The 24,513-nt window shown below is 64.1% G+C and carries 23 protein-coding genes; 11 read left to right on the top strand and 12 right to left on the bottom strand.

Annotation, left to right across the window (positions count from 1 at the left end; genetic code table 11):
- Positions 1-43 precede the first annotated feature (43 nt).
- Complete coding sequence (locus tag GRS80_RS15520; RefSeq protein ID WP_160048354.1) at positions 44-229, top strand: hypothetical protein; 186 nt, start codon at positions 44-46, stop codon at positions 227-229.
- Between the two features lie 5 nt (positions 230-234).
- On the opposite strand, the gene GRS80_RS15515 is transcribed toward GRS80_RS15520, so the two are convergent.
- Positions 235-459 (bottom strand): ribbon-helix-helix domain-containing protein, encoded by a 225-nt coding sequence (locus tag GRS80_RS15515; RefSeq protein WP_149082343.1) that lies wholly within the window; start codon positions 457-459, stop codon positions 235-237.
- Positions 460-727: 268 nt separating this feature from the next.
- Positions 728-1,027, bottom strand: a complete 300-nt coding sequence (locus tag GRS80_RS15510; RefSeq protein WP_160048353.1) for a hypothetical protein — start codon at positions 1,025-1,027, stop codon at positions 728-730.
- A gap of 254 nt (positions 1,028-1,281) precedes the next feature.
- Between GRS80_RS15510 and GRS80_RS15505 the strand changes: the two genes are divergently transcribed.
- Genes GRS80_RS15505 through menD form a run of 3 tightly spaced genes read left to right on the top strand, consistent with a single transcriptional unit; the run spans position 1,282 to position 5,125 of the window.
- On the top strand, positions 1,282-1,923 hold the full coding sequence (locus GRS80_RS15505) for a sulfite oxidase-like oxidoreductase (RefSeq protein ID WP_160048352.1): 642 nt from the start codon (positions 1,282-1,284) through the stop codon (positions 1,921-1,923).
- A 32-nt stretch (positions 1,924-1,955) separates the two neighbouring features.
- Positions 1,956-3,320, top strand: a complete 1,365-nt coding sequence (locus GRS80_RS15500) for an isochorismate synthase (protein ID WP_160048351.1) — start codon at positions 1,956-1,958, stop codon at positions 3,318-3,320.
- Positions 3,317-5,125, top strand: coding sequence for a 2-succinyl-5-enolpyruvyl-6-hydroxy-3-cyclohexene-1-carboxylic-acid synthase (gene menD, locus GRS80_RS15495; protein ID WP_160048350.1), 1,809 nt, complete (start codon positions 3,317-3,319; stop codon positions 5,123-5,125). The genes GRS80_RS15500 and menD overlap by 4 nt, the downstream gene beginning before the upstream one ends.
- Positions 5,126-5,153: 28 nt before the next feature.
- On the opposite strand, the gene GRS80_RS15490 is transcribed toward menD, so the two are convergent.
- From GRS80_RS15490 to grpE, 6 genes are all read right to left on the bottom strand, one after another.
- Complete coding sequence (locus GRS80_RS15490) at positions 5,154-6,194, bottom strand: DnaJ domain-containing protein (RefSeq protein ID WP_160048349.1); 1,041 nt, start codon at positions 6,192-6,194, stop codon at positions 5,154-5,156.
- 409 nt (positions 6,195-6,603) lie between these two features.
- Positions 6,604-7,293 carry a TOBE domain-containing protein gene (locus GRS80_RS15485; protein ID WP_160048348.1) on the bottom strand — a complete coding sequence of 230 codons (690 nt, stop codon included), beginning with the start codon at positions 7,291-7,293 and terminating at the stop codon, positions 6,604-6,606.
- Positions 7,294-7,338: 45 nt separating this feature from the next.
- Positions 7,339-8,106: a phosphate ABC transporter ATP-binding protein gene (locus GRS80_RS15480; protein WP_160048347.1), complete on the bottom strand. Its 768-nt coding sequence runs from the start codon at positions 8,104-8,106 to the stop codon at positions 7,339-7,341.
- Positions 8,103-8,822, bottom strand: coding sequence for an ABC transporter permease (locus GRS80_RS15475; RefSeq protein WP_160048346.1), 720 nt, complete (start codon positions 8,820-8,822; stop codon positions 8,103-8,105). Before GRS80_RS15475 ends, GRS80_RS15480 begins: the two co-directional genes overlap by 4 nt.
- A gap of 11 nt (positions 8,823-8,833) precedes the next feature.
- Positions 8,834-9,760: a substrate-binding domain-containing protein gene (locus tag GRS80_RS15470; RefSeq protein WP_160048345.1), complete on the bottom strand. Its 927-nt coding sequence runs from the start codon at positions 9,758-9,760 to the stop codon at positions 8,834-8,836.
- Positions 9,761-10,013: 253 nt separating this feature from the next.
- Positions 10,014-11,120, bottom strand: coding sequence for a nucleotide exchange factor GrpE (gene grpE, locus GRS80_RS15465; RefSeq protein ID WP_160048344.1), 1,107 nt, complete (start codon positions 11,118-11,120; stop codon positions 10,014-10,016).
- Between the two features lie 131 nt (positions 11,121-11,251).
- Between grpE and GRS80_RS15460 the strand changes: the two genes are divergently transcribed.
- Together GRS80_RS15460 and GRS80_RS15455 are read left to right on the top strand one after the other, a co-directional pair.
- A complete protein-coding gene (locus GRS80_RS15460) occupies positions 11,252-12,709 on the top strand; it encodes a DEAD/DEAH box helicase family protein (protein ID WP_160048343.1) in 1,458 nt (485 codons plus the stop codon).
- A gap of 239 nt (positions 12,710-12,948) precedes the next feature.
- Positions 12,949-13,875 (top strand): AEC family transporter, encoded by a 927-nt coding sequence (locus GRS80_RS15455; RefSeq protein WP_160048342.1) that lies wholly within the window; start codon positions 12,949-12,951, stop codon positions 13,873-13,875.
- A 123-nt stretch (positions 13,876-13,998) separates the two neighbouring features.
- Here the strand turns inward: GRS80_RS15455 and GRS80_RS15450 are convergent, their stop codons facing one another.
- Positions 13,999-15,996, bottom strand: a complete 1,998-nt coding sequence (locus GRS80_RS15450; protein WP_160048341.1) for a glycoside hydrolase family 15 protein — start codon at positions 15,994-15,996, stop codon at positions 13,999-14,001.
- A 375-nt stretch (positions 15,997-16,371) separates the two neighbouring features.
- Between GRS80_RS15450 and GRS80_RS15445 the strand changes: the two genes are divergently transcribed.
- From GRS80_RS15445 to GRS80_RS15430, 3 genes are all read left to right on the top strand, one after another.
- Positions 16,372-16,695: a hypothetical protein gene (locus GRS80_RS15445; protein ID WP_160048340.1), complete on the top strand. Its 324-nt coding sequence runs from the start codon at positions 16,372-16,374 to the stop codon at positions 16,693-16,695.
- A 459-nt stretch (positions 16,696-17,154) separates the two neighbouring features.
- Positions 17,155-18,702 (top strand): DUF790 family protein, encoded by a 1,548-nt coding sequence (locus tag GRS80_RS15435; RefSeq protein WP_160048338.1) that lies wholly within the window; start codon positions 17,155-17,157, stop codon positions 18,700-18,702.
- A gap of 99 nt (positions 18,703-18,801) precedes the next feature.
- Complete coding sequence (locus GRS80_RS15430) at positions 18,802-19,650, top strand: alpha/beta hydrolase (RefSeq protein ID WP_160048337.1); 849 nt, start codon at positions 18,802-18,804, stop codon at positions 19,648-19,650.
- A gap of 52 nt (positions 19,651-19,702) precedes the next feature.
- On the opposite strand, the gene GRS80_RS15425 is transcribed toward GRS80_RS15430, so the two are convergent.
- From GRS80_RS15425 to GRS80_RS15415, 3 genes are all read right to left on the bottom strand, one after another.
- Entirely contained in the window at positions 19,703-20,296 is a 594-nt protein-coding gene (locus GRS80_RS15425) for a pirin family protein (protein ID WP_235019770.1), read from the bottom strand.
- 327 nt (positions 20,297-20,623) lie between these two features.
- The gene (locus GRS80_RS15420; RefSeq protein WP_160048335.1) at positions 20,624-21,187 is read right to left on the bottom strand and encodes a hypothetical protein; all 564 of its coding nucleotides are present in this window, start codon (positions 21,185-21,187) and stop codon (positions 20,624-20,626) included.
- The gene (locus tag GRS80_RS15415; protein WP_160048334.1) at positions 21,187-22,095 is read right to left on the bottom strand and encodes an RsmB/NOP family class I SAM-dependent RNA methyltransferase; all 909 of its coding nucleotides are present in this window, start codon (positions 22,093-22,095) and stop codon (positions 21,187-21,189) included. The genes GRS80_RS15420 and GRS80_RS15415 overlap by 1 nt, the downstream gene beginning before the upstream one ends.
- Before the next feature lie 158 nt (positions 22,096-22,253).
- Here GRS80_RS15415 and GRS80_RS15410 point away from each other — a divergent pair, with 158 nt between their 5' ends.
- Positions 22,254-22,997 (top strand): PAC2 family protein, encoded by a 744-nt coding sequence (locus GRS80_RS15410; protein ID WP_160048333.1) that lies wholly within the window; start codon positions 22,254-22,256, stop codon positions 22,995-22,997.
- Positions 22,998-23,118: 121 nt separating this feature from the next.
- On the top strand, positions 23,119-24,495 hold the full coding sequence (locus GRS80_RS15405; protein WP_160048332.1) for a geranylgeranyl reductase family protein: 1,377 nt from the start codon (positions 23,119-23,121) through the stop codon (positions 24,493-24,495).
- Positions 24,496-24,513 lie beyond the last annotated feature (18 nt).

The raw sequence follows: 24,513 nt of genomic DNA, 5'->3' as shown, positions 1-24,513 counted from the left end.
GCGCAGCGAACAGTATAAGGTCTCGAGTCGGCAAGGGCCGAATATGGTAGCCGATACCGAACACACGGACGACGATACAGCCGCCGACGTCGGTCACGACCTCGAGGCCGAACGGACGACCGCACCGATGAGCGAGTACACCGCGCGGGACGTCGGCGTCGGCGTCGCTATCTTTCTGGTCGGTACGGTGATCGCGTTCGGGATACCTCTCCTGTCGCTTGGCTTATAAGGAGATCAGAAGACGTACTCGTCGTCGTGGCCCATCATGCCGTCGTCCTCGAGTCCGGGGCCGCCGGTTCCTTCCTCTTCGTCCATCGGTCCGCTGGTCTTGTAGGCTTTGATACCCGTCGAGAGCAGATCCTCGATGGCTTCCTCGCGGTTGACGAACTCGCCGCGCTCGACCATCTGGGCGATCTGCATCTCGAGGTGTTCCGGGATAGTGATCTCTACTTTCGGCATCTGATTCGGCTTTCGGCGAGGGGGTATTTAGGTTTGACGGGGATTTTCCTCGGGTGTGCCTCTCAGGTGGTTTCCGTCGAGAAGAACGGCTATTGGGGCCCCTGTCGGAAAATCGGGACTGACGGTGAACGTGATACGGCTTGTTGTCGCGTTGTACCGGTGATCGCTCGGACGGGGTCATCGATCACCGGTACCGAACGACAACGGTCCGTATGAGTATCCGCAGAATCCGGCGGTTCAGGGCTCCGGTCGACGGCGGGACCGACGGTTACGAGTTCCCCATCATCGAGTCGATCGCGTTTTTGATCGACGTCCCCGGTTTGGTGATCGTCTCGAGCTGTTGGCTCATCTTTTGCTGATTGAAGTAACTCGCGAACGCGAGGATAGTCGGCGGCCAGAGCCCGACGAATAGTCCTCGTTGGCGGTCCCCGCGGACGAAGAAATAATACCACGAGAGTCCGACGGAGGCCACTGATGCGAGAAACGCCGGTCCCATCGCTTGTTCGCCGACCTCTTCGGCTGCCTGTGTGGATACGTCCTGTTCTGTCATCTGTTGTCTACTCGCCATACGCTACTTGAGTAGCCGAGACGCTACTAAGGGGTGGCGAGGGTTTCACGAGAAAGGCCACGACTGGGTTCGATCGATCGGCCTGTTCGAACCGTTTCGACCGCTACGCCGTCCTCCAAATATCGAATTACCACCAAGAGACGGACAGGAACGTTCGGTTCGCGATCGGCACGACGCCGTCTCCGACGCCAGTCGTGGCGGCTCGGTATTGGGTGAACGCCACACCTACGTCCGTTCGGCTACGATGGGGGAGTATGCGCGAAACCGACGTAACCGATCTCTACCAGGAGTTCGGCGAGGAGCGTCTTCCACCGGGACAACACGAGACATCGACGTTTCCGGTGCTCTCGATGGGAGAGACGCCCTCCTGGGACCCCGACAGCTGGGAGTTTACCGTGACCGGTGCCGTCGAGGAGGAGTTGTCGTTTACGTGGGCGGAGTTTCGGGAGTTGCCAGCCGAAACGCAGACGCAGGATTTTCATTGTGTCACCGGCTGGAGCAAACTCGACTGCGCGTTCACGGGAGTTCCGTTTCCCGAACTCGCGAGTCGCGCCGGCGTGATCGACGATCCGAACGATCGCGATTCCACGGGGAACCGAACCGAATCAGGCCGGGCCACCCACGTCGTGTTCTCGGCGCTCGATGGCTACACGACGGATCTGCCACTCGAGGACTGTCTCCGGGAGGAAGTGTTGTTCGCGTGGTCGTACGACGGCGATTCGTTACCGCCGGGACACGGGGGTCCACTCCGAGTCGTCACCCCCCACAAGTACGCGTACAAGGGTGCCAAGTGGGTCGACGGGATCGAGTTCCTGACGGAGGCCGAACCTGGCTACTGGGAGAAACGGGGCTACTCCCGGACGGCGAACCCGTGGCGAGAGGAGCGATATAGTTAGGCTGAAGACGGACCGGTCCTGAGTCTCGGTCGATGGATCGTACGTCGGGGGAGGGGCAACTGACGGCCGAATCGCCAGCGGATTCGAATCCGGACGAGCAGGCGAACGACCTGGTCGCCCGCAGCCGAGCCGTCGGTGACGTCTCGTTCGCCGCCGTCGTCGACGACGCGGAGCTCCCACGGATCCTGTGGGCCGCACCCGACGGTCTCGAGATCGCCGGACAGGGAATTGCGACCCACATTACTGCGACGGGCCCGGATCGATTCGACCGGCTCCAGGCCCAAGCGGAGCAGGTGTTCGACACGCTCGAGTACGACGGACCGGCGGTCGCCCGTCCCCGAGCGTTCGGCGGGTTTTCGTTTCACGACGGCCACGAGCCGACGCCGCCGTGGACCGGGTTCGACGCCGCCTCGTTCGTCGTTCCTCGCGCGTTCGTCACTCGGACCGAACGCGACGGCGTGTGGTTGACGGTCGTCTCGGACTCGGCGGGCGACGCCGACGATGTGCTCGAGCGGTGGGACGACCAGTTGACCGAGGGGCCGACGATGTGCTCGAGCGGCTCCGGCCCCGGGGTCGGCTCGACGCACAGAACGACGTCACCCTCTGCGTGGGCCTCACAGATCGAACACGCCCTCGACCGGATCGAAAACGACCGGCTGGTCAAAGTCGTGCTCGCACAAGCGCTGTCGGTCGACCTCGAGGCACCCGTCGACGTTCCGGAGACGCTCGAGCGCCTCCGTCGGCGGTATCCCAACTGTTATCGGTTTCTGGTCGGTCAGCGTGATGGCGGAACGTTCTTTGGGGCACCTCCGGAACGGCTGGTCTCGAAACACGGCGCGGACGTCGAAACCGAGGCGCTCGCCGGCTCGGCACCCCGGGGCGAGACGCCCGAATCCGACGACGAGTACGCGGATCGAATGTTCGACGACGAGAAACTCCAGCACGAACACGACCTCGTTGTTCGGGCGATCCGCGAGCAACTCGACTCCCTCGCACGCGAGTTGACGATCGACGACCGTCGCATTCGAAAGCTGGCGACGATACAACACCTGCAGACCCCGATCACGGCGACGCTCGAGCGCGACCGTCACGTCCTCGAACTCGTCGAAGCGCTTCACCCGACGCCGGCCGTCGGCGGCGTCCCGCCCGACCGGGCCTGGGAGACGATTCGCGAGACGGAAACGTTCGACCGCGGCTGGTACGCCGCACCGATCGGCTGGTTCGACGGCGACGGCGACGGCGAGTTCGCGGTCGGCCTTCGATCAGCGGTTGCGAGCGGCGACACCGCTACGCTGTTCGCCGGCAACGGCATCGTCGCCGACAGCGACCCCGACGAGGAGTGGGAGGAAGTGGAGCTGAAGTTCCGACCGATCCTCGACGAGCTTCGCGACCGATGACCGCACCGAACCGATCGACTCTCTGGGGCCGGATTCTCGTCGACGAACTGGCCAGCGGCGGCATCGAGGCGGTCTGTATCGCGCCTGGGAGTCGATCTACGCCGTTGACCGTCGCGTTCGCCGAACATCCCGACGTCGATGTCTACTCGCACCTCGACGAACGGTCGGCTGCGTACTTCGCGCTCGGACGGGCTCGACGAACCAGCGAACCGACTGCCCTCGTCTGTACGTCCGGCACTGCGGCGGCGAACTTTCATCCTGCCATCCTCGAGGCCGACCGCGCGAGGGTGCCGTTGCTCGCGCTCACCGCCGATCGGCCCCCGGAGCTTCGAGACAGCGGCGCGAACCAGACGGCCGACCAGGTCAAACTCTACGGTGACGCCGTTCGGTGGTACGCCGACCTGCCCGAACCCGAAGCGGACGAGCGGAAGGGTCGCAGCCTCAGAACGACGGCCGCGCGGGCACTCGCCCAGACGGTCGGCGTCCCCCCGGGTCCGGTTCACCTCAACTGTCCGTTTCGGAAGCCACTCGAACCGATCGACGTCCCGGGTTCGGTTCCGGAGGCGTTCTCGGAGACGCTCGCCGGATCGGGACGCGAGAAGGCGTTCGTCGAGACGGAAAAGGGGCGAGTGGTTCCGAGCGACGAGGCGATCCGATCGCTGGCGACGGCGCTCGAGGGAGCTGACCGACCGCTGATCGTCGCCGGACCGGCTGATCCCGCCGACCTGTGCGCCCTCGATCCCGACCGGATCGTCGCCGTCGCCGAGCGGGTCGGTGCACCGGTTCTCGCGGATCCGCTGTCGGGCCTTCGATTCGGTCCACACGTGGCTGATTCGGGCGATTCGACGGGATCGGCCACGATCGTCGGCGGCTACGACGCGTACGTCTCGGAGCTTCCCGAACCCGACGTCGTCGTCCGGTTCGGTGCGTCTCCGACGTCGAAGTCACTGCGCCACGCGCTTCGCGACGCGGACGCAGCGCAGACGCTGATCGATCCCGCAGGCGCGTGGCGCGAGGCGACGTTCACCGCGACAGATCACCTCGTCGCCTCGCCCGATGCGGTCTTCGAGCGATTGCTCGCGGAGCTCGCCGACTCTCCCGACGGAAGCGCTGATCCCGATCGGGACGGCTGGCTCGAGACGGTTTCCGAGGCGGAGCGTCGACACTGGGCGGTCCGCGACGATGCGACGACGGACGAAGCGCTCGCGGAAGATCCCTTCGAGGGAGCGATCCTCGCATCCGTTCTCGAGCACGCACCGGATCCAGCGACCGTGTTCGTCTCGAACAGTATGCCGATCCGGGACGCAGACCGGTTCGGCCGTCCGAACGATTCGAAGTTGTCCGTCATCGGGAACCGGGGTGTAAGCGGTATCGACGGGATCACGAGCACTGCTCTCGGCGCCGGAAGCGCGACCGACGAACCGCTCGTTCTCGTGACCGGCGACCTCGCGTTCTATCACGACGCGAACGGTCTGCTCGCGGTCGATCGCTGTGACGTCGACGCCACGATCGTCCTCCTTGACAACGACGGTGGCGGCATCTTCCACAAACTGCCGATCGAGGCGTTCGATCCGCCGTTTACGGAGCAGTTCAAGACACCCCACGGCCTCGAGTTCGAGGACCTCACAGCGCTCTACGACCTCGAGTTCGTGCCGGTCGATCCCGTCGACTTCGTGGACGCGTACTGCCGCTCGCTCGAACGCGACGGAACGCAGGTGCTCTCTGTCACGTTCGACTCCGAACGGAGCCACCATCGACGGGACGCACTCGAGGAACGGCTCCTGGAAGAACTCGTCACCGAGTGATCGAGTACAGGAATTTTCCTTGACACGTTCACGGCCGCAGGGCCCACCACAGCGCCATCGCGTAGCCGAGGGGGATCCAGACAAATCCGATCGCGAGCAGTCCGCGAAGCGAGAGTGGATCGACGAGCGAGAATCCGGCGAATCCGACCGGGAGTACGACGGCCCAGGATCCAAACAGCGCGGTCGCGATTCGTGGCATGGTGAGGAGGTAGGCGACGATTCCGAGCGTACACAGAACCAGGATTCCGTTGAACACCGGCGAAACCAGTGGCGTCACGCTCGTGTAGACGAGCACCGGATACAGCAGCCAGATACAGACGAGCGTCACCGCGGTCGAGTGTTCGATCGATCGGCCGTCCCACTCGAGGTCGACGTCGCCGTCCCAGTCTTTGACGGTGTACCGAAAGCTGGACGATCCGTCGCTCTCAGCCGTCGCGCCACCGGTTTCGTCGGTGGTCGCTCGCGTCGAACCCACTCGATCGGTGTTCGTTCGTGCCGTTCGCTTTCGACCGGTATCCGCGCTCGTACCGGTTGTAAACCGGTCGGCCGACGTCTGGCGTGCTTTCTCCCGCTGGCGTCGCCACCGCTGGCGAGCGTGATGACTCGAGTCGCGTCCGCCAACCGACGTCCCGCTGGCGTGTCGTCTGCTCGTCCCGCTGGTAGCGTATCGGTTGCTCGAGGAACCGCTCGTCTGTCGACCACTCGAAGCCCTGGTACTGTGTTTGCCCCTCGAGTCCGATTCGGCGACGGTTCGTCCCGTTTTCCCGCCCCGAGTCCCCGACGGGCCACTGTCGTCGTCCGAATCATGGCTCGAGTCCGCGGTCGTCTGACCCGCGTGTTCGGCGAGTCGAACGTAGGCGTCGTGTTCGAGTCGGTCGTACCGGGCGCGTTCCGTCTCGTCGGTGAGAATCGACTCGGCCGTCGACACGCGCTGGAACTGCTCGGCGGCGTCGGGAGCGTCGTTGTGATCGGGATGGGTCTCGAGAACGCGTTCACGGTATGCGTCCTGAATCTGGTCTTCGGTCGCATCCGGGTCGACCTCGAGTACGTCGTAGTACGTTTTACCCATCCGCCGACCTCGATTCTGCTGCCCGTCGTGAAAAACCATTCGGGTTAGTGAACTGTCAGCTTCGTGGAGGTGTCTTCGTGGCGGCTGTTCTCCGCGAGGAAACGAGACAGGCAAATTCCATATCGCTATATAGAATAGATGGCTGTGGGAGACGGTTTCGGAGTGTCGTTCTGTCCATTCGATCCTGCGGTCGGTTCGAACGGTGGTTTGCAGGATGGAAAGAAAGCGGAGACGTTCGTGTTCGATTCTTCACTTTCTCGACGGGGGACGTACCTTCGCTTCCGTCACGTTCGTCAACCGGACCGTAACTCGCACACGCTCTCCGGGAAAAACAGACGCGTTCTCCGCCGTGACGAGCGGTGGTCCAGTCGTGGTCGATATTGCTGTGACCCCGCGTTCTCGGATGGGATCAATCGATACTGATCGCTCTCGCAGCGGTCGCCTTGAACGAGGCGATAATCGGTTCCCCTCGAGCGATTTCCAACCGGTCCGAACTGGCATTCGTGACGAGCGCTTGCAACGTGACGTCGTCGGCGAGAGTGATCGTCACTCTCGAGACCGCCTCACCCGTGTCCAGCCGGCTAACCTCGCCCGTAAATCGATTTCGAAGACTCGTCTGATCCGTTCTGGGGGTTTCCGCCGGATCTGTGAGGACGACTGCATCGGAGCGGACAGTAATCTGTACAGTGGTCGCAGCTTCGGGGGTCCGTGCGAGTATCGGCCCGACCTCCGTCGCGACGGTCGCCAGTTCCCCGGTTCGGTCCGCGACGGTTCCCGTGAACACGGACTCCGTAACCCGTGCGACGCCGTCGAGTTCCGCGTCGTGTCGATCGTACTGGTTGAGTAACTCGCGGGCAGTCCGGGTCAGTTCTGTCCCGCCGCCGTCGCTTCCGCCTCGCTGTCGTTCCGTAATCGGTCCGACCGCGTCTTCGATCTCGACGACCCGGTTTTGCAATCGGGCGTAGGATCGTCCAAGCGCCTCGGCTGCTTTGTGCATCGATCCGTGTTGGTCGATCGCCTCGAGCATGTCGACGTCGCGTCGATCGATCGTGACGCCGTCGGCGGTCAGTTTCGTACTGTATTCCTTTTCGATCGTCATCGGTTTTCTCTCTCACGGAGGTGGCGACAGACCGGTTTGCCGGTCTCAGTATACCAGTTCGCCGTCGATAAACTTCCGGGTGCGTTCGTCTGCCGGATTCTCGAAGACGGTTTCGGGCGACCCGATCTCGATGACGTCGTTCTCGAGAAGCACCGCCACCCTGTCTGCGATTCGCTCGGCCTGGTGCATATCGTGGGTCGCGATTCCGACGCCGATTCCACGGTTTTTCGCCTCGAGGACGGCATCTTCGATGACCGCTGTATTTCGCGGATCGAGGTCCGACGTCGGCTCGTCGAGCAACAGCACGTCCGGTTCGTAGGCCAGCGCGCGGGCGAACGCGACTCGCTGGGCCTCGCCCCCGGAGAGTGACGACGCGTCCTGATCGGCTTTCTCCCGTAGCCCGACGGTGTCGAGGGCGTCGATCGCATCACCGGTTCCGTTCGTCCGTCCGACGAGCGTCGCGAGTTCGTGGCGAATCCGGTCTGGCCACGACTGACGGACTCGAAGCCCGTACTCGGCGTTGCGCCGAACGCTCGCGTCGAAGAGACTCGCCTCCTGAAACACCATCCCGATTCGCCGGCGGTACTCGAGTCGCCGTCGCTGTGAGATCTGCCAGACGGGTTCGCCCCCGTATTTAACCGATCCCCGGTCGGGGGCGTCGAACAGCGCGAGCAAGCGAAGCAGCGTCGACTTTCCGACACCTGACGGCCCGATGATCGCGAGGACTTCCCCTTGACGAACAGAGAGGGAGACGCCGTCGAACACCGTCTCGGTTCCGTAGCCGTGGTGAACGTCGATCGTGTCGAGCGTCATCCGTAGCGTCCACCTCCTCCGTTCCCGAGACGAACGACGAGCGCGTTGACGAGCAGTACGAGCGCGACGAGGATCGCACCGAGTATCATCGCCGTCCTGAACCGTCCCTGTCGCGCCTCGAGTTGGATCGCCGTCGTCAGGGTGCGGGTAACCGACGTTCCATCCGCGCTCGCGATATTTCCGCCGACGATGAGAACGGAGCCGACTTCGCTAATCGCTCGGCCGAATCCCGCGAGCACCGCCGTCGCGATACCGTATCTGGCTTCCTTGATCGTCACGAGGGCGACGTCGACTCTCGTCCCGCCCATCGCGTAGGCCGCATCGCGGACGTTCTGTTCGACGCTACTCACCGCGGCCAGGCTGACGCCCGTGATGACCGGCGCGGCGAGAGCAAACTGTGAGAGGATCATCGCCTCGGGCGTGAACACGAGATCCCACGTGCCGAGCGGCCCCTCGTTCGAGACCGCAAACAGCACGACGAGTCCGACGACGACGCTCGGAAACCCCATTCCCGTGTTGATGATCGACGCGAGCAGCGTCTTGCCGGGAAACTCTCGAAAGCCGACAAGGAGTGCGACCGGCAAGCTGAACGCCGTACTCAACGCGACGGCCGTGATGCTCACGTAGAGCGACACCCGGACGATACTTCGGATGTAGTTCCACTCGAAGGGGAACTCGGCGAGCAGTGGCGCAAGTGTCGCTGGCTCGAGTGACATCGGTCCTCGGATTACTGGTCTGAACCGTCCCAGTCTTCGGGGACGTACTGCTGGTAGTTTGGTTCCTCGGCGAGCGCTCTCGGGAAGAACAGCTGTTCTCCCCCCACGGTGTACCCTTCGATTATATCCTGCCCCTCGACGCTCGTGAGGAACCCGATGTACGCCATCGCGAGGTCGTAGTTCGCGTTCTCGTGAACGGCAGGGTTGATCGCGAAGATGCCGTAGGGGTTCGCGAGAATCTCCGGCCCGTCTTCTACCGGTCCGTCGACGTGGATCTCGAGGTCGATTTCGTCGATCATCGAGAGGTACGTGGCGCGATCTGTGAGCGTGTATCCGCCCCGTTGGGCGGTCTGGATGAGCACATCACCCATCCCTTGCCCCGCCTCGAGGTACCACTCGCCGAAGTCGTCGTCGACTCCCGCTTTGGCCCAGATCTCGCGTTCTTTGGTGTGCGTCCCCGAGTTGTCCCCGCGCGAGACGAACGTTGATTCCGAGTCGGCAATCTGGATAAACGCCTCGACGGCGTCGTCCTCGTCGGCGATCCCGGCAGGATCGTCCGGCTCGCCGACGACGACGAAGTCGTTGAACATAAGATCTCGCCGGTTGATCGCGTAACCGTCGTTCATGAACTCGTCTTCCTGGGAACGGGCGTGGACCATCACAACGTCGGCGTCGCCGCTTCGACCGGTTTCGATCGCGGCGCCGGTCCCCTGTGAGACGGTGTCGACTGTGACGCCGTAGCGATCCTGGAACGAGCCGTTGACCTCGTCGAGCAGACCAGTATCGTCGGTACTCGTCGTCGTCGTGAGCGTCAGCGTCTCGTCGCTGATCGTTGGTTGATCACCGCTCTCGTCACCGCCGAGTGCGGCGCACCCGGCAAGACCGACTGCGACCGTGGCCCCGATTCCTCCGACGAACGCCCGTCGTTGTATCGCCATGGATACCACGAGGGAGCCGTCGTACAAATAGCTGTGGCCGTGTCCGTAACCAGTTCCAGTTACAGAAACGATCCAACCGTCGGTATAGCCGCTGCTGTAAAACACCCATCGTTTCGTTCAGAATTTGACACAGCTCCGGAACAGGATGGGCCCCGGACAGTTACGTTCGAGACATCGTGCGGGACCGGTCTCATCTACCCCGACCCGTTCGGACGGGTGTCCGTTCCCGTTTCCCCTCGGACGAGCTGGCAGGTCAGGCGTCGCCCGTCCGCTCGGGCGAGTCCTCGCTTCCGTCTTCGCCGGTATCGACCTCACCACCGAGCTCGATCGTGTCCTCACCGTCGTTGTCGGCCGTCTCACTCGAGTCGTCGCTCGAGTCCGCCGACTCGTCGTCCGTGGTCTCTCCCGCATCCGCCGCGTCCGTATCCGCCTCGGCCGCGTCCGAGTTCGACCCTGCTTCGGTTTCGTCCGCGAGTTCCCCGTTGGAGACGGTCACCTGTGCGTTCTGGATGACCTTCTCGCCCATCTCGTACCCCGGCGTGTAGACGTCCGCGATCGTTCCCTCGGGCTGGTCGCTGTCGACGGTCATCATGACCTCGTGGCGCTGGGGATCGGTCTCGGTTCCGGGCTCGGGATCGATCTCGGAGACGTTCTCGTCGGCGAGCACCCGATCGAACTCCCGCAGGGTCATCTCGACGCCCTCGCGAAGCCCCTCGGCGTCGTCGCTTTCCTCACCGAGCGCACGTTTTAAGTTGTCGCGAACGCCGATAAGGCGTTCGACGAGATCCTCCGTCGCCCGGTCTTTGATCTGCTGTTGGCGTTTTTTCGCCCGCTTCTTGTAGTTCTGGAAGTCGGCCTGCTTGCGCTTGAGTCGACTCTTCAGATCGTCGATCTCCGCCTCGTACTCCTCGAGTTGGTCCTCGCGTTCGGCGAGGGCCTGCTCGCGGCTCTCGAGGTCGTCCTGGAGGTCGCCGATCGTGTCGGCCTGGGCGTCGACGCGCTCGGAGAGATCCTCGAGTTCCTCGCGCTGGTGGTCGACCGTCGAGGAGAGTTCCTGGACATCCTCGAGGACCGACGTGATCCGCTCGCCGAGTTCGTCGTCGTACTCGGTGACGCGGTCGAGGAGTTCCTGTAGGTCCTCGTCGGGCGCGCCCGTTCCGTCGGAGGCGCTCGATTCCGTCGTTTCCACCGGATTGGACGGCTCGTCTTCGGTCGATTCTGCCGCGTCCGATGCCGGTTCGGAGTCGTGCTCGTCTCCCTCGGACGTCTCCTCGGTTTCGGTAACCGTCGACTCGCCCTCGTCCGATTCTTCCTCGGACGGGGCTCCCTGGGCGGAGTTCGTGCCCTCGTCTTCGCTCATGTTCGGATCAACGAACAGCGGAAATAAAAGGGTTGAGGTCCCGTCGAGATTCGGTCTGTCCCGATCCCGACGACCGGTTTCGGTCCGCTCCGAACCGACCGGTCGTGGGTGGTGGGGAATCCCGACAGTATATGACCGACGGGTTCTCAGTACCGGCCGTGTCGCAGTCGTCCGACGCCGGTGACGGGATCGACCTCCGGTACGAAGACGGAACGATCCGGATCGGCGGCGACGCCGCCGTCGTTCGGGCCCTCGAGGAGACAGTTCCCGCGCTCTCGAGCGATCGCCGATCCGGTGGCTGGCGCGTCCCAGCGGTTCGCTACGCCGACCTTCGGAGCGCACTCGCCGAGCGAGCCGTTCCAGTCGAGGATCGCGTGCTCACACTCGAGTCGGTCCCTCCCCTCGAGTCGGCGTACGAACTGCGTTCGTACCAGCGTGAGGCGCTGTCGGCGTGGCTCGAGACGGATCGATGGGCAGATCGTTCCGACGGCAGCGAAAATGGGGTCGGCCGCGCTCCTGCCGGCGTCCTCGAACTGCCGACGGGGAGCGGAAAGACCGTCATCGCGCTCTCGGCGATCGAGCGTCTCTCCGTGCCGACGCTGGTCGTCGTCCCGACGATCGACCTCCTCGAGCAGTGGGAACGCGAACTCGAGACGGAGTTTCGGGTGCCGATCGGCCGCTTCGGTGGCGGCGAGCAACGCCGGGAGGCGATCACGGTCTCGACGTACGACTCGGCGTACCTGAAAGCCGATTCGATCGGCGACCGGTTCGGCCTCGTCGTCTTCGACGAGGTTCATCACCTCGGCGGGGAAGGGTACCGCGAGATCGGACGGCTGCTCGCCGCGCCCGCGCGACTGGGTCTCACCGCGACGTTCGAGCGGCCGGACGACGCCCACGAGGTGATCGCTGACCTGGTCGGCCCCGTCGTCTCCCGTGTCGACGCCGACGACCTCGCGGGCGACCACCTCGCCGCCTACGACGTCAAACGCCTCGAGGTCGACCTGACGGCCGACGAGCGCGAGGCATACGAGCGAAATCAGGAGACGTTCACAAACTACCTCGCGAAATCGAACATCCGGATGCAAAGTGGCTCGGACTACCAGGAACTCGTCAAGCGCTCGGGGACCGATCCCGAGGCTCGCGAGGCGTTGCTCGCGCGCCAGCGCGCCCGGGAGATCGTGTTCGGGACCGCGGCCAAACTCGAGGCACTCGAGGGGATTCTCGACGACCACCGCGGCGAGCGGACGATCGTCTTCACCGCCCACAACGACCTCGCGTACGACGTCAGCGAGCGGTTCCTGATCCCGACGATCACCCACCAGACCGCCGCCGCGGAGCGACGCGAGATCCTCGAGCGCTTTCGTGACGGGACCTACACCCGGATCGCCACCTCGAACGTCCTCGACGAGGGCGTCGACGTTCCAGACGCCTCGGTCGCCGTCGTGCTCTCGGGCAGCGGGAGCGAACGGGAGTTTACCCAGCGTCTCGGTCGAATCCTCCGGCCGAGCGCGGAGACGGATCGATCGTTGCTGTACGAGGTCGTCACCGCGGATACGTCGGAGGAGAGCATCGCGGCCCGTCGCCGGTGAGTATCGCATGCTCGGGAAAGATCAACGGTATGTCGACAATGGTCGAGGAACAGCAGCGGTGGCTCGAACGCGCTCGAGGAGAACGGGCGGTTCCCGTGTCGGCAGTTCCCGCGTCGCAGGTTCCCGTTCTGCCGGTTCCCGCGTCGCGGGTCTCCATGGCTGGGGGCCAAAACGGGTGAGAGACCACATCGTGATAGAAAACTACACGGCGAAAACGTTCGTATCGATTCAGATCGAGCATGGACATCGGATTTGACGTCGGCGTTCTCGCTCGGCTGCTCGCCTTGCTGGTCGTCCTCCTGATCGGAGCGGGGTTACGATCGTCGGGAGTCCTCGATGCGAAACGGACCGCGCGGCTCAACGCCGTCGCCTACTACGTAGCGCTCCCGGCGCTCATCTTTGTCTCGACGTACGATCAGGCGATCGGCGAGTTACTGTCGGTTACGCTGGTCGGCGGATTGTTATTCGTCCTGTTTACGACCGCCAGCCTGGCGTGGCTCGTCCATCGCGGACAGGAGACGAACGGTCGCCGGAGCGTCGCGATCGTCCAGTCGTACCACTCGAACCTGGGGTATCTCGGCTTGCCCCTGGTCGCTGCGACGTTCGACGCGCAGGTGACCGCGGTCGCGAGCGTCGTCCTCGGCGTCGTGACGCTCGTTCAGGTCCCGATGACGATCGTTGTCCTCTCGACGTTCAGCAGTGCCGACGCAAATCTCGTCGACGAACTCCGAGGGCTTGCGACGAACCCCGTCCTCCTGTCGCTGATCGTCGGGCTCGGCGTCGGCTCTATCGGCGTCGCGCTTCCGACCGCCGCGGCGACCGGTCTCGACGCCGTCGGCTCGCTGGCGTTACCGCTGGCGCTGCTCTGTGTCGGTGCGTCCCTCGAGTTCGACGTCCCGGCGGTCGACGTCGGCGCGACCGGCACCGTGGTCGGGCTGAAAATCGTCTGCATGCCGGTGCTCGCGTGGATCGTCTTCTCGACGTTGGCCGTCGACACGCCGACGTTCGTCGCGTCGGTCGTGATGCTCGCGACCCCGACCGCCGTCTCGACGTACGTCTTCGCCGCAAAGCTCGAGGGCGACGAGGAGTTCGCCTCCCTGAACGTGTTCACCACTACGCTCGTCTCGGTCGTGACGCTGTTCGTCGTCATCACGCTGTTGACGTGACGATCGCGTTTCGCCCAGCAGTGCAGGCTTGCCAAACCACTCATACGGATTACTGTAACGATTTACCGGCGCAACCGCAGGACGGGTCGCGGTTGCGCCGGAAATGACTTACAGTAAACCGTATCAGGAGCCGTGTCGCCGAAACAGCGGTGCCGCGGCACCGGTCGAGAGCTCCTCGGGTGGCAACTTCTCGGTGTCGCTCGCGCTGGCGAGGTAGATCGCGCTGTTGAGCAACCCGATGTGGCTGAACGCCTGCGGGAAGTTCCCGAGGAACGTTCCGTCCGATTCGTGGATCATCTCCGAGAGCAATCCGAGCGACGAGGTGTGCTCGAGAAGCGACTCGAAGATCTCGGTCGACTCCTCGAGGCGGCCGGAGAGCGCCAGCGCGTCGACGAGCCAGCACGAACAGATGATGAACCCGCCGGGTTCACGCGGGCGGGCCGGGCTGTCCGCGAACCGAAAGACGAGGCCGTCGTCGGTCGTCAACTCCTCGAGGATCGTATCGATCGTGTTCTGGACGCGCTCGTCCTCCGGCGGTAAGAAGTCGTACAGCGGGATCAGGAGGGCGGTCGCGTCGAGAGCGCCGTCGGCGTCGAAGTACTGGACGAAGCTCTCGCGTTCCTCGTCGTATCCGCGTTCTTCGATCGCGTTCCGGACGTTCTCGCGTTCGCGTTTCCACCGGTCGGACGGCCCCTCGCGGTCGTACTCGTCGGCCAACCGGAGCGCGCGGTCGAGTGCCACCCAGCACAGCAGCTTCGAGTGAACGAAGTGTTTGTGGAGGTCGCGAAACTCCCAGATCCCCTTCCCTTGCTCGTCCCAGTGGTCACAGACGTAGTTCGCGAGCGCGCGGATCGACTCCCAGTCGTACTCGGAGAGGCCGTCCTCGTACCGAACGGTTTCGTAGATACCCTGAACGATCGTTCCGTAGATGTCGAGTTGTTCCTGTCCCGCGGCTGCGTTACCGATTCGGACCGGCGTCGACTCGCGGTAGCCGGAGAGATGCTCGAGGTACTCCTCCTCGAGATCCGTTCCCCCGTGGAGGTCGTACAGCGGCTGGATATCCGCGGGCGTTTCGTGGCCGATCTCCCGGAACCACTCGAAGTAGCGGCGGGCTTCCGTCGACTGGCCGACGCTGTGAAGCGCCTGAATGGTGAACTTCGCGTCGCGAATCCAGTTGAACCGGTAATCCCAGTTGAGTTCTCCGCCGATCTCCTCGGGCAGCGACGTCGTCGGCGCGGCGGGGATTGACCCGGTCTCGTCGTGGATCAACACCTTGAGCACGAGTGCCGATCTGACGAGGACGTCCCGCCACTCCTCCTCGAAGTCAAAGATGTCAGTCGCCGCTTGCTCACAGCTTTCGAGCCACGCTCGCCAGTACTCGACGGTCTCGTCGAGGAGGTCAGCATACTCGTCGTCAGAGCGACGGTTCGCCCCGCCGTACTGGAGGCAGAGCCAGCGTGAATCGCCCTCGTGGATCGTCAGCGTCGTCGACGCGATGTCCTCGTCCGCGTCGATCTCGAGGTCGACGTCGGTGTGGAGATAGAGCGACCCCGGTTCGTGGTCGTGGGTTCGGTCGTTCTCAGGGGCGACTTCCCCGTGGTCGCTTTCCGATCTCTCCCGCTCCTCGAGCGCGACGACGTCGCCGTTCTCGTCGCACTCGAGAGCGATCGGAGACCGTGCGTAGTCAAACCGTGGCTCGAACACGACGTCCAGGTCGAGGGAGCCGGAGACGCCGGTGACGTTGCGGTAGATCGCTTGCTGTGCCTGCTCGTCGGCGGAGTCGCCCTCGCGCTCGAGTTCGTCGTCGTTCGGATCACGGAGCGCCTCGGCCCCGGTAACTGGCATGAAATCGGTCACCGTCGCCGTGCCGTCGTCCGTCTCGAACGTCGTCTCGAGTACGTTCGTTCGATCGACGTACTCGTGGCTCGCGTCGTACTGCCCGGTGGGACGGACGGCGAATCGACCACCGTCTTCGGGATCGAGGATCGCCGCGAACACGCTCGGTGACTCGAGGTGGGGGAAACAACACCAGTCGATCGATCCGTCACGACCGACGAGGGCACAACGGTCGTCGTTGCCAACGATGCCGTACGCGTCTATTGGGAGGAATTCGTCGTCCATGAATCGGGTTCCTGCGTGGGTATGATACGGATTGCTGTAACTATTTACCGGGGCAACCGCAAGGCGAGGCGCGGTTGCCCCGGTACGGACTTACAGCAGTCAGTATGAGAGTACTGCAGTGGACCGGTCGAGTGGCAGTAAACTACGTTCGACGCGGACCAGGAAAAACGTAGACTGTGCGATAGCCGCCCCGTTTCGTAGCCGGGGATACCGATAACCGCGGCGCGTTTTCTGGCAGTGACCGAGGACCCACTGTTTCGCAGGGCCGTCGTCACAGTCGGTACTGGACGGGAAGTCATCCCTCCGAGAACTGGAAAGGGAGTCAGCCCTCTCGAGAATGAGTGCATTTTTACTGACCGACCGCAATTTCCTGGTATGGCAGTCCATAACAGCCGGGAGGAGGGCGATCGTGTCGGCACGCTCCCTGGTGTCGTGCCATTTTCACTGCAGTACTCGACCCGATTGAGCTGGGAGTTGGGGTCACGTTCCGTACAGGACGAGGAAGCGACGCTTCTCGGTACGTGGACCCACGAGGGCCGGAAGTGGCGATTGTCCCTGTTCGCGGTGACGAGTGAAACCGCCCTCATCCGCGTTCGGACGCCCGTCGGGCGAGAACGGTTTTACGGCGCGATCCGATCGGAACTCGACTCGGCTCTCCAGGAACTTGAATCGACTCCGTTGTGGCACCGGATCGACTAGGCTGTATCGATACTCCGGCACAGTTGCTACACTCATACGGATTGCTGTAACTATTTACCGGGGCAACCGCAAGGCGAGGCGCGGTTGCCCCGGTACGGACTTACAGCAGTCAGTATCAGCGGATACTGACACGTATCAACCCTGAGGACCAGTCGTGTCCGACAGACTCCCCCTGTCGACCGACGGAAGCGACACCGCGACGGTGGCTGTCGAGCGCGCCGTCGATGTGTCGGATCGGTACGACGCGCAGTTGCACGCACTCTACGTCGCGGAGCGAACGCGAGCGGAACAACCCAGAAGGGATTCGAGGGAACGTCGTCGAAGAACTGAGCGAGAGGCGAGACGTGATCGTCATCGGCTCGACCGGCGCGTCGGATAACGGAGAAGCTGGTCGGGACGGTCGGTCTCGTTCGTACCGGAACGGACCGTTTTTGCCGCCCGGTCCCGAACTCGGGATGGATGCTGACCAAGGACCTGTTGCGCGTCTCGAGGGCCGGCGGGGGGTACCACCCCCAGTTCGCTAAGCGGGAGCACCGCCCGCTGGCCGCCCGCGTCGTCGGGACCTATCAGGGCCACGCCGGCGAGACGCGTGGCGACCTCGAGGACGCCCTCGCCGATCTGGAAGCCGACGCCCCCGACTTCAAACTCGTTCGCGGGTTCGCGGCGCTGCTCGAGCGCGACGCGACGTTCGAGACCGAAGCGCCGATCGAGCCGGAGCGAGCGCGCCGGGCCGCGTTCGAGGCCGCAGAGGCGGTCGGCGTCGTGACCGACGACGACAGGTCGGCCGCGCTCGCGGACGCCGCCGACTCGCTCGCGTGTTCGAACACTGACCTCGAGCGGTCGCTGTACGCCGACCTCGAGGAACGGCAGGTCCTGACGGCGATCGACGCTCGCTGGAATCCCGACGACCTGATCGCCCAGTACAACCTCTCGCTCGCACAGACCGCGCTGTTCGACGCGACCGAACTTCGAGTTCGCTCGAGCGATCCGAAGGCACTGGTTACGGCGGTCAAACGGTTGCGGCTGATGTACGACATTCACGTACCGGACGGCGAGACGACCGACACACTCCACGGTGGGGCCGCCGACCTGGCGAGCGACCGCGAGGTCGTCGTCACTGGACCCACACACCTCTTTCGGGCCACACGGCGGTACGGAACCCGGTTCGCCCGGCTCTTGCGGTCGATCGCGAACGCCGACGAGTGGTTCCTCGAGGCGACGATCGACGACCGCGGCACCGACAGACGCCTCTCGCTCTCTCACGAGGACCCGATCGAGGTCCCCGACGCCGATCCCGTCGCCGACGTCGAGTTCGACAGCAGCGTCGAGGCAGAGTTCGCCGCCCGCGTCTCGACGCTCGACCTCGAGTGGGACCTCGTTCGCGAACCCGAGCCCCTCGCGACGGGAACGCGGGTGATGATCCCGGACTTCGCGTTCGACTACCGCCACGGCGGGTTCCGGGTCTTCCTCGAGATCATGGGCTTTTGGACGCCCGAGTACGTCGAGAAGAAACTCGCCCAGCTCGAGGGGCTCGAGGACGTCGAGCTGATCGTCGCCGTCGACGAATCGCTCGGCGTCGGCGAGGAGATCGCCGCGCGGGACTTCCGGGCGATTCCCTACTCGGGAACGGTCAGGGTAAAAGACGTCGCGGACGTCCTCCGAGAGTACGAACGGCAACTCGTCGCCGAGAGCGCCGCCGACCTTCCCGACCAGATTCGCCCCGACGCGGACGTCGTCACGCTCGAGACGGTCGCCGACGAGCACGGCGTCAGCGAGGACGCCCTCGAGGCGGTCGCGTTTCCGGAACACGAACGGGTCGGACGGACGTTGCTCCGACCGGCGACGCTCAAGGCCGTCGGCGAGGAGATCGACGCCGGCGTGGCGCTCTCGGACGCCGAAGCCGTCCTCGAGAGCTACGGCGCGAGCGACTCGAGTGCGATCCTCTCCGAACTCGGCTATCGCGTGGAGTGGGAGGGACTCGCGGGAGGTACAGTCGTCGAGCGATAACCGCTTCCGTCGGCTCCGAGGGCACCGCCGCGTGAATCGTCTGTGCGACCGGCACGTGCAATCGTTTTGTCCCGTCGCGTCGAAGACCCCGAGAGAGCGATGTTCTCTTCGATCACTCCCGAAACCGGGTGGCTAGACCAGACGTACCCGTACGTTCGCATCGGCGACGGGCCGAAAGCCCTGCTCGTGATTCCGGGTCTCGGCGACGCGATGTTCGACGGCGAGTACGGCTCGACCGGCGCGGTGCTCGCCTGGCGAGGATTTGGCCACTTCACGGACGAGTACACGGTGTACGTCGTGAGCCGACCCCGCGGACTGTCGGAGGACCAGACCATCGAGACGATGGCCCGTGACTACGCGCGCGTTCTCGAGACCCACGTCGGCTCCGCGTCGGTGTTGGGTATCTCGATGGGCGGACTGATCGCCCAGGAACTCGCCCGAATCCGTCCCGACTTACTCGAGCGTCTCATCGTCGCGGTCTCGGGCTGTCGTCTCTCGGCGAGCAGTCGGCCGATGGGGCGGGAGATGCGCGGGCACGCACTCGACGGCGAGTGGATCGATATCCAGTGTCAGCTCCACGAGGCGATGTTCACGGGTGCGCGTCGCCGACTCTACCCTGCGTACTCACGAACGCTTGGCCGCCTCCGGCCGCCCGAACCCGCTACCCCCAGTGACGTCGTCGTCTCCATCGACGCGGTCCTCGCGTACGACGGCTCCGACCGACTCGCGGAGATCGATCCCCGTACCCTGGTCATCGGCGCCGACGACGACCCGTTCTTCCCCGAGGAGATCCTTCGTGAAACGCATTCCGGACTCCCCGACGCCCAGCTCGCGATGTTTCGAGGGGCCAAACACGGCGTCTTCCTCGAGCGAAAGTCCGCGTTCGACAACTGGACGAAGCGGTTCCTCGAGGGGGAGGAAACGCACGTTCGCCAGCACCCGCGGTGATCCCGGATCGGCAGCGATCGGCTCTTGGAGTGGAGATCGCAATCGATACAGGTCACCTACCGATGGTCCCCTGACGCGTTATCGTCGCGTCGCGGTCGACGAGGAACGCGACCGCCACCGTCTCTTCCAGTGCCGTGATCGTCACGTCCGTTTCTCCGACCACTAGCCCGCTTTCCGCTTCATCGAACCGAACGTTCCCGGCCTCGAGTGCCCCCTCGAAGACGTAGAAGTAGCCGTCCCAGCCTGTGATGTCGGGAAGCCTGGCGCTCGCTCCGTCCTCGAGGCGGATATCGTAGAACTCCACCTCATTTCGAACCGAAAACGGTGCGTCCGATCCCTCGGGTCCAAAGAGGGAGCGCCACTCGTTTGTGGCCGGCTCCGGGATGGGACCGTGTTGGATGGTAGGCTCGAGATCGAGGCTGTGTGGTCGAACGAAAATCTGTAGCATTCGCAACGGCGGATCGTCGGCGAGCGTCCGTTCTTCGTGCCAGAATCCGTGGCCCGAGTTCATCACCAGCAGGTGATCCGAATCCGTAATCACCGCGTTTCCCTGCCGGTCGTCGTGACGCATTACGCCTGCGGGAACCCAGGAGACGATCTCGTCGTTCCGATGTGGGTGCATCGAGATCAGTGTGTCAGGGTCCATAAACGACTCGACGACGGCCGCGAGCGGGCCGTATCCGTGATCGTCGTGATCAGGATGATTCCGTCCAGGAAAGTTGAAATGTATCCTGAACGAGCCCTGATTCTGTGAGACGTCCGTGCGCGGGGATTTGTAGAGAGTAGTCGAGGACCCAGGTGTCATCGCAACTTCCTAGGGACGATGGACACATATGTCTGTGCCGTCGCCGTTTCGCGGCCGTGTCGATACGCTCATCGGGAGTATCGTCGTCAACCGACGGTATCGCCACCGTCTATCGTGGCTGTGTTTCGACCCGTCGCAGGAACACGAACACGTCTCCGTTAACCCCTGTCAGTCGCGAGAGATGTCTCGCTGGCGCCCCTTCGGTACCATCGAGCGCAGTTCGCCGTGGACGTAGAGACCGATCCCGAGCGGCTCGCGCGAACCCCCGATCTCGTGGGCGGCGATCAGGTATCCCCAGTCGCCGTCCCACGCGAGTTCCTGGTCCTCGCCGGCGGTGAACCGCCGTGCCGCCTCGCGCTCGAGATCGATCACGCACGCGCTCGCGTGGTGTCCGAAGCGCTGGGCGAAGTCGGTGGTCGGTTTCCAGTGTTCCTGGCGGGTTCGCAGGCAGGTCATCCCGATCGCCTCGATCTCGAGCCGCGTCGGGGACTCCCCGGCGTAGATCCAGATCTTTCCGGCTCCTTTCTCCCAGAACGTGTAGTCCTCGAAGGTTTCTGGCGGGATTGCGAACCGATCCTCGAAGTACTCGAGGACCGCCGCTCGGCTGACTCGTCCCTCGACGGTCCGCTCCGCCTCGGTTGCGGGCAGGCGGTCGAAGCGCTGGCCGTCGTTCGACTCGAGGCCCCCGCTCCCGTCTTCGGACGCTCCGTCGGCGTCGGTGTCGTCGACCATCAGCCGGTCACCTCCAGTTTCGCGACGAAGAAGCCGCCGGTGTCGTTCTGGTGTGGGTAGATTCGGGCAGTTCGCTCGAGCGACGGATCGAACTCGTCGCCGTTCCACACGGTCACTCCAGGCGAGTGCTCGAGGTCGAGATCGAAGTCGGCGACGCGACAGGACTCGTTCTCTATGGCGTGTTGAACGACCGCCTCGTTCTCCTCGGGGGCGAACGTACAGGTCGAGTAGACGACGGTCCCACCTTCGCGGGTGGTCTGGATCGCTCGTCGAAGGATCCCCTTCTGGATTCCCGCAACTGAGTGAATGTGGTCTTCGGACCAGTTGTCCAGCGCGTCGGGGTTCTTCCGAATCGTTCCCTCACAGGAACAGGGAGCATCGACGAGCGCTCGGTCGAACGAGTCGAACGAAAAGCGCTTCAGCGAGTAGTTGCGGGCGTCGTCGTTCGTCACCGCGAGACTCGTCGCCCCCAGTCGCTCAGCGTTGAACCGCAGCGCGGAGATCCGCCCGAGGTTGTTGTCGTTGGCGACGACGGTTCCTCGGTCGTCCATCAGTGCGGCGATCTGGGTCGCCTTCCCGCCCGGGGCAGCACAACAGTCCCAGACGCGTTCGCCGGGCTCGGGGTCGAGAACGACCGGCGGGACGGCCGACACCTCCTCCTGTCCGTGCGTAAAGCCGTGAAAGGAGGCCCACGTCGAGCCGGGCGAGTCGGTCTCGAGGCCCAACACGCGGGGGTTCCACGACGCCTGCTCGAATTCGACGCCTTCCTCCTCGAGTGCGGTGGTCGCCCGATCGACGGACGCTTTGATCGTGTTTACGCGGACCGCGTTTCCGAGGGGGCGCTTGCAGGCCGCGAGAAACGCCTCGAACTCGTCGACGATCGGCCGATACCGCTCGAGTGGCTCCATCGACTCGTGATTCGGCCACCCTGCGTTTGTGAGTTTCGAACCACTCCAGCGTGACGAGCGCCGTACCGATGCGCTCCGAGTCGACGGCACTCGACGCCGTGTCGAATCCGTTGTGTTCCGCCCTCGCCTTTATACTGGTTCCCACGCTTTCCTCGAGTATGGCACGGATCTGCATACAGGGACCGGACGTCGCCCTCGAGGACCCGATGTTGGTCGAGGGGTTCCCGGGTGTCGGCCTCGTCGGCAAGATCGCGACCGACCACCTGATCGACGAACTCGAGATGGCGTATCACGCGAGCGTCCACTGTGAGGGACTTCCCCGAATCGGCGTCTATCGGAGCGGCAATCGAACCGTGCGGCCGCCAGTCCGAATCTACGTCAGCGAGGAACACAACCTCCTCGCGCTCCAGAGCGACGCCCCGATCGCCTCACAGGCGGTCGAAAGCGTCGCCGAGTGCGTAAGTGCCTGGATCGGAGACCAGGGGGCGACGCCGATCTATCTGAGCGGCCTGCCGGCCGAACGTGACGAGGACCGACCCGAGATCTACGGCGTCGCGACCGGCGAAACCGGGGAGACGCTCGAGCGCCACGAAATCCCGGCCCCGTCCGAAGACGGCGTCATCACGGGTCCGACGGGTGCGCTCATCAATCGGGCGGCCCAACGAGACGCCGATAGTCTCGGCCTCGTCGTCGAGTGTAGCCCGCAGTTTCCCGACCCCGAGGCAGCAAGCGTTCTGCTCGAGGACGCCATCGCACCGATCGCCGACCTCTCGATCGACGTCCGGGATCTCGTCGACCGCGCCGAGGAGATCCGACAGAAACGCGAACAGCTCGCCCAGCAGATGCAGGCGATCGGCCAGGACGAGAGCACGCAGGCCCAGCCGCTCCGGATGTATCAGTAACGCACAAACCGTTTCCCGACGAGGACGAGATTCGCCGTCCCGAACGAAATCCGTCGTCGTATCGGCATCAGAACAACTTCCACGTGTTTTTTATTCTCCGAACCGTCCACGATGAACAGAGATGCCTGCGTCCACTGCGTCGTACGATATGGTCGTCGTCGGCGGCGGCACCGGCGGCTGTTTCGCCGCGGCGACCGCCGCCCGAGCCGGCCTCGACGTTGCCCTCCTCGAGCGAAAGACAGCGGCGGAAGCCGGGAAGATCGCCTGTGGCGACGGAATCAAGGGAAAAAGTTCGTTCCCCGACGTCGTCGACAGAGAGCGGATCAAAGACGAGTCCTTCACGAACCGGAGCATTCGCCGCGGAATATTCGAGAACCCCAAAAGTGGCGAATCCCTCGAGATCCCCTTCGGCCAGACCGGCGCGGTCGTCGATCGGCTTGCGTACGGACAGGTGTTGCTCGACGAGACGGACCGTGCGGGCGCAGAAATCCACTACGAGACGGTCGTCAACGACGTCGTCCAGCCCAACGGGACGGTAACCGGCGTCACCGCTGTTCGCGACGGCGATCCCCTCGAGTACGAGGCCGACGTCGTCGTCGACGCCGCTGGGTCACTCTCCGTTCTGCAGGATAAAGCCGACTTCTCCTCGTCGACGTTCGATACGAACGTCAACTACTCCCAGTTCTGTTCGGCCTACCGCGAGGTGCTCGAGGTCCCCGATCCGGTCGAGTGGGACGACGCACTCGTGTTCAAGCCGACGAAAGAGCTCGGCTACCTCTGGTATTTCCCACGCTCGTCGACGGAGATCAACGCCGGGCTCGGCTTTCAGATGACCCAGGAACCGGTCGAACTCGTCGACGTGCTCAAAGACGACATCGCGAACCGGTCGGAGTTCGCGGGCGCGACGGTCAAGAACAAACTCGGCGCGGCGCTTCCAACTCGCCGGCCGTACGATTCGGCCGTCCACGCCGGGTACGTGGCCGTCGGCGACGCCGCCGGACACGTCAACCCCTGTACCGGCGGGGGAATCCCCGGTGCGGCGAAAGCCGGTCACTGGGCGGCACAGGTCGCGATCGACGCGATTTCGGACGGCGACCTGAGCGAGGCGGCGCTGTGGGAGTACAATCAGCGGGTCCAGACCGACTTCGGCAAGCGCTTCGCCGCGATGGATCTCTACAACATCTTCGGCACCGCTCACGAACTCGACGAACTCGTCTCGATCATCACCGCGTTACCCGGTCAGCAACTCGTCGACGCGATCGGAAAGAAGGGAACGGCCGACATGGGACTCGGGCTCAAACTCAAGACCCTCGCCAAGACGTTCGGTCATTGGGACGTCCTCTATGAGCTCTACAAGGTTCAAAACGCCGCCGGCTCGATCAAGGACGTCTACGACAGCTATCCCGCCTCGCCCGACCACTTCAGCGCATGGCAAAGCGAGCGTGACGGCGTCCTCGAGCAGGTGTACGAGATCACCGGTGCCGAGCCGAAGTACTGACCCACGCCGAAGCGCCTC

The organism is Natrialba sp. INN-245, from assembly GCF_009807105.1.
Taxonomy (GTDB): Archaea; Halobacteriota; Halobacteria; order Halobacteriales; family Natrialbaceae; genus Natrarchaeobius; species Natrarchaeobius swarupiae.
The sequence above is the reverse complement of the archived record's forward strand: the minus strand, read 5'-3'. Positions and strand labels throughout refer to the sequence as shown.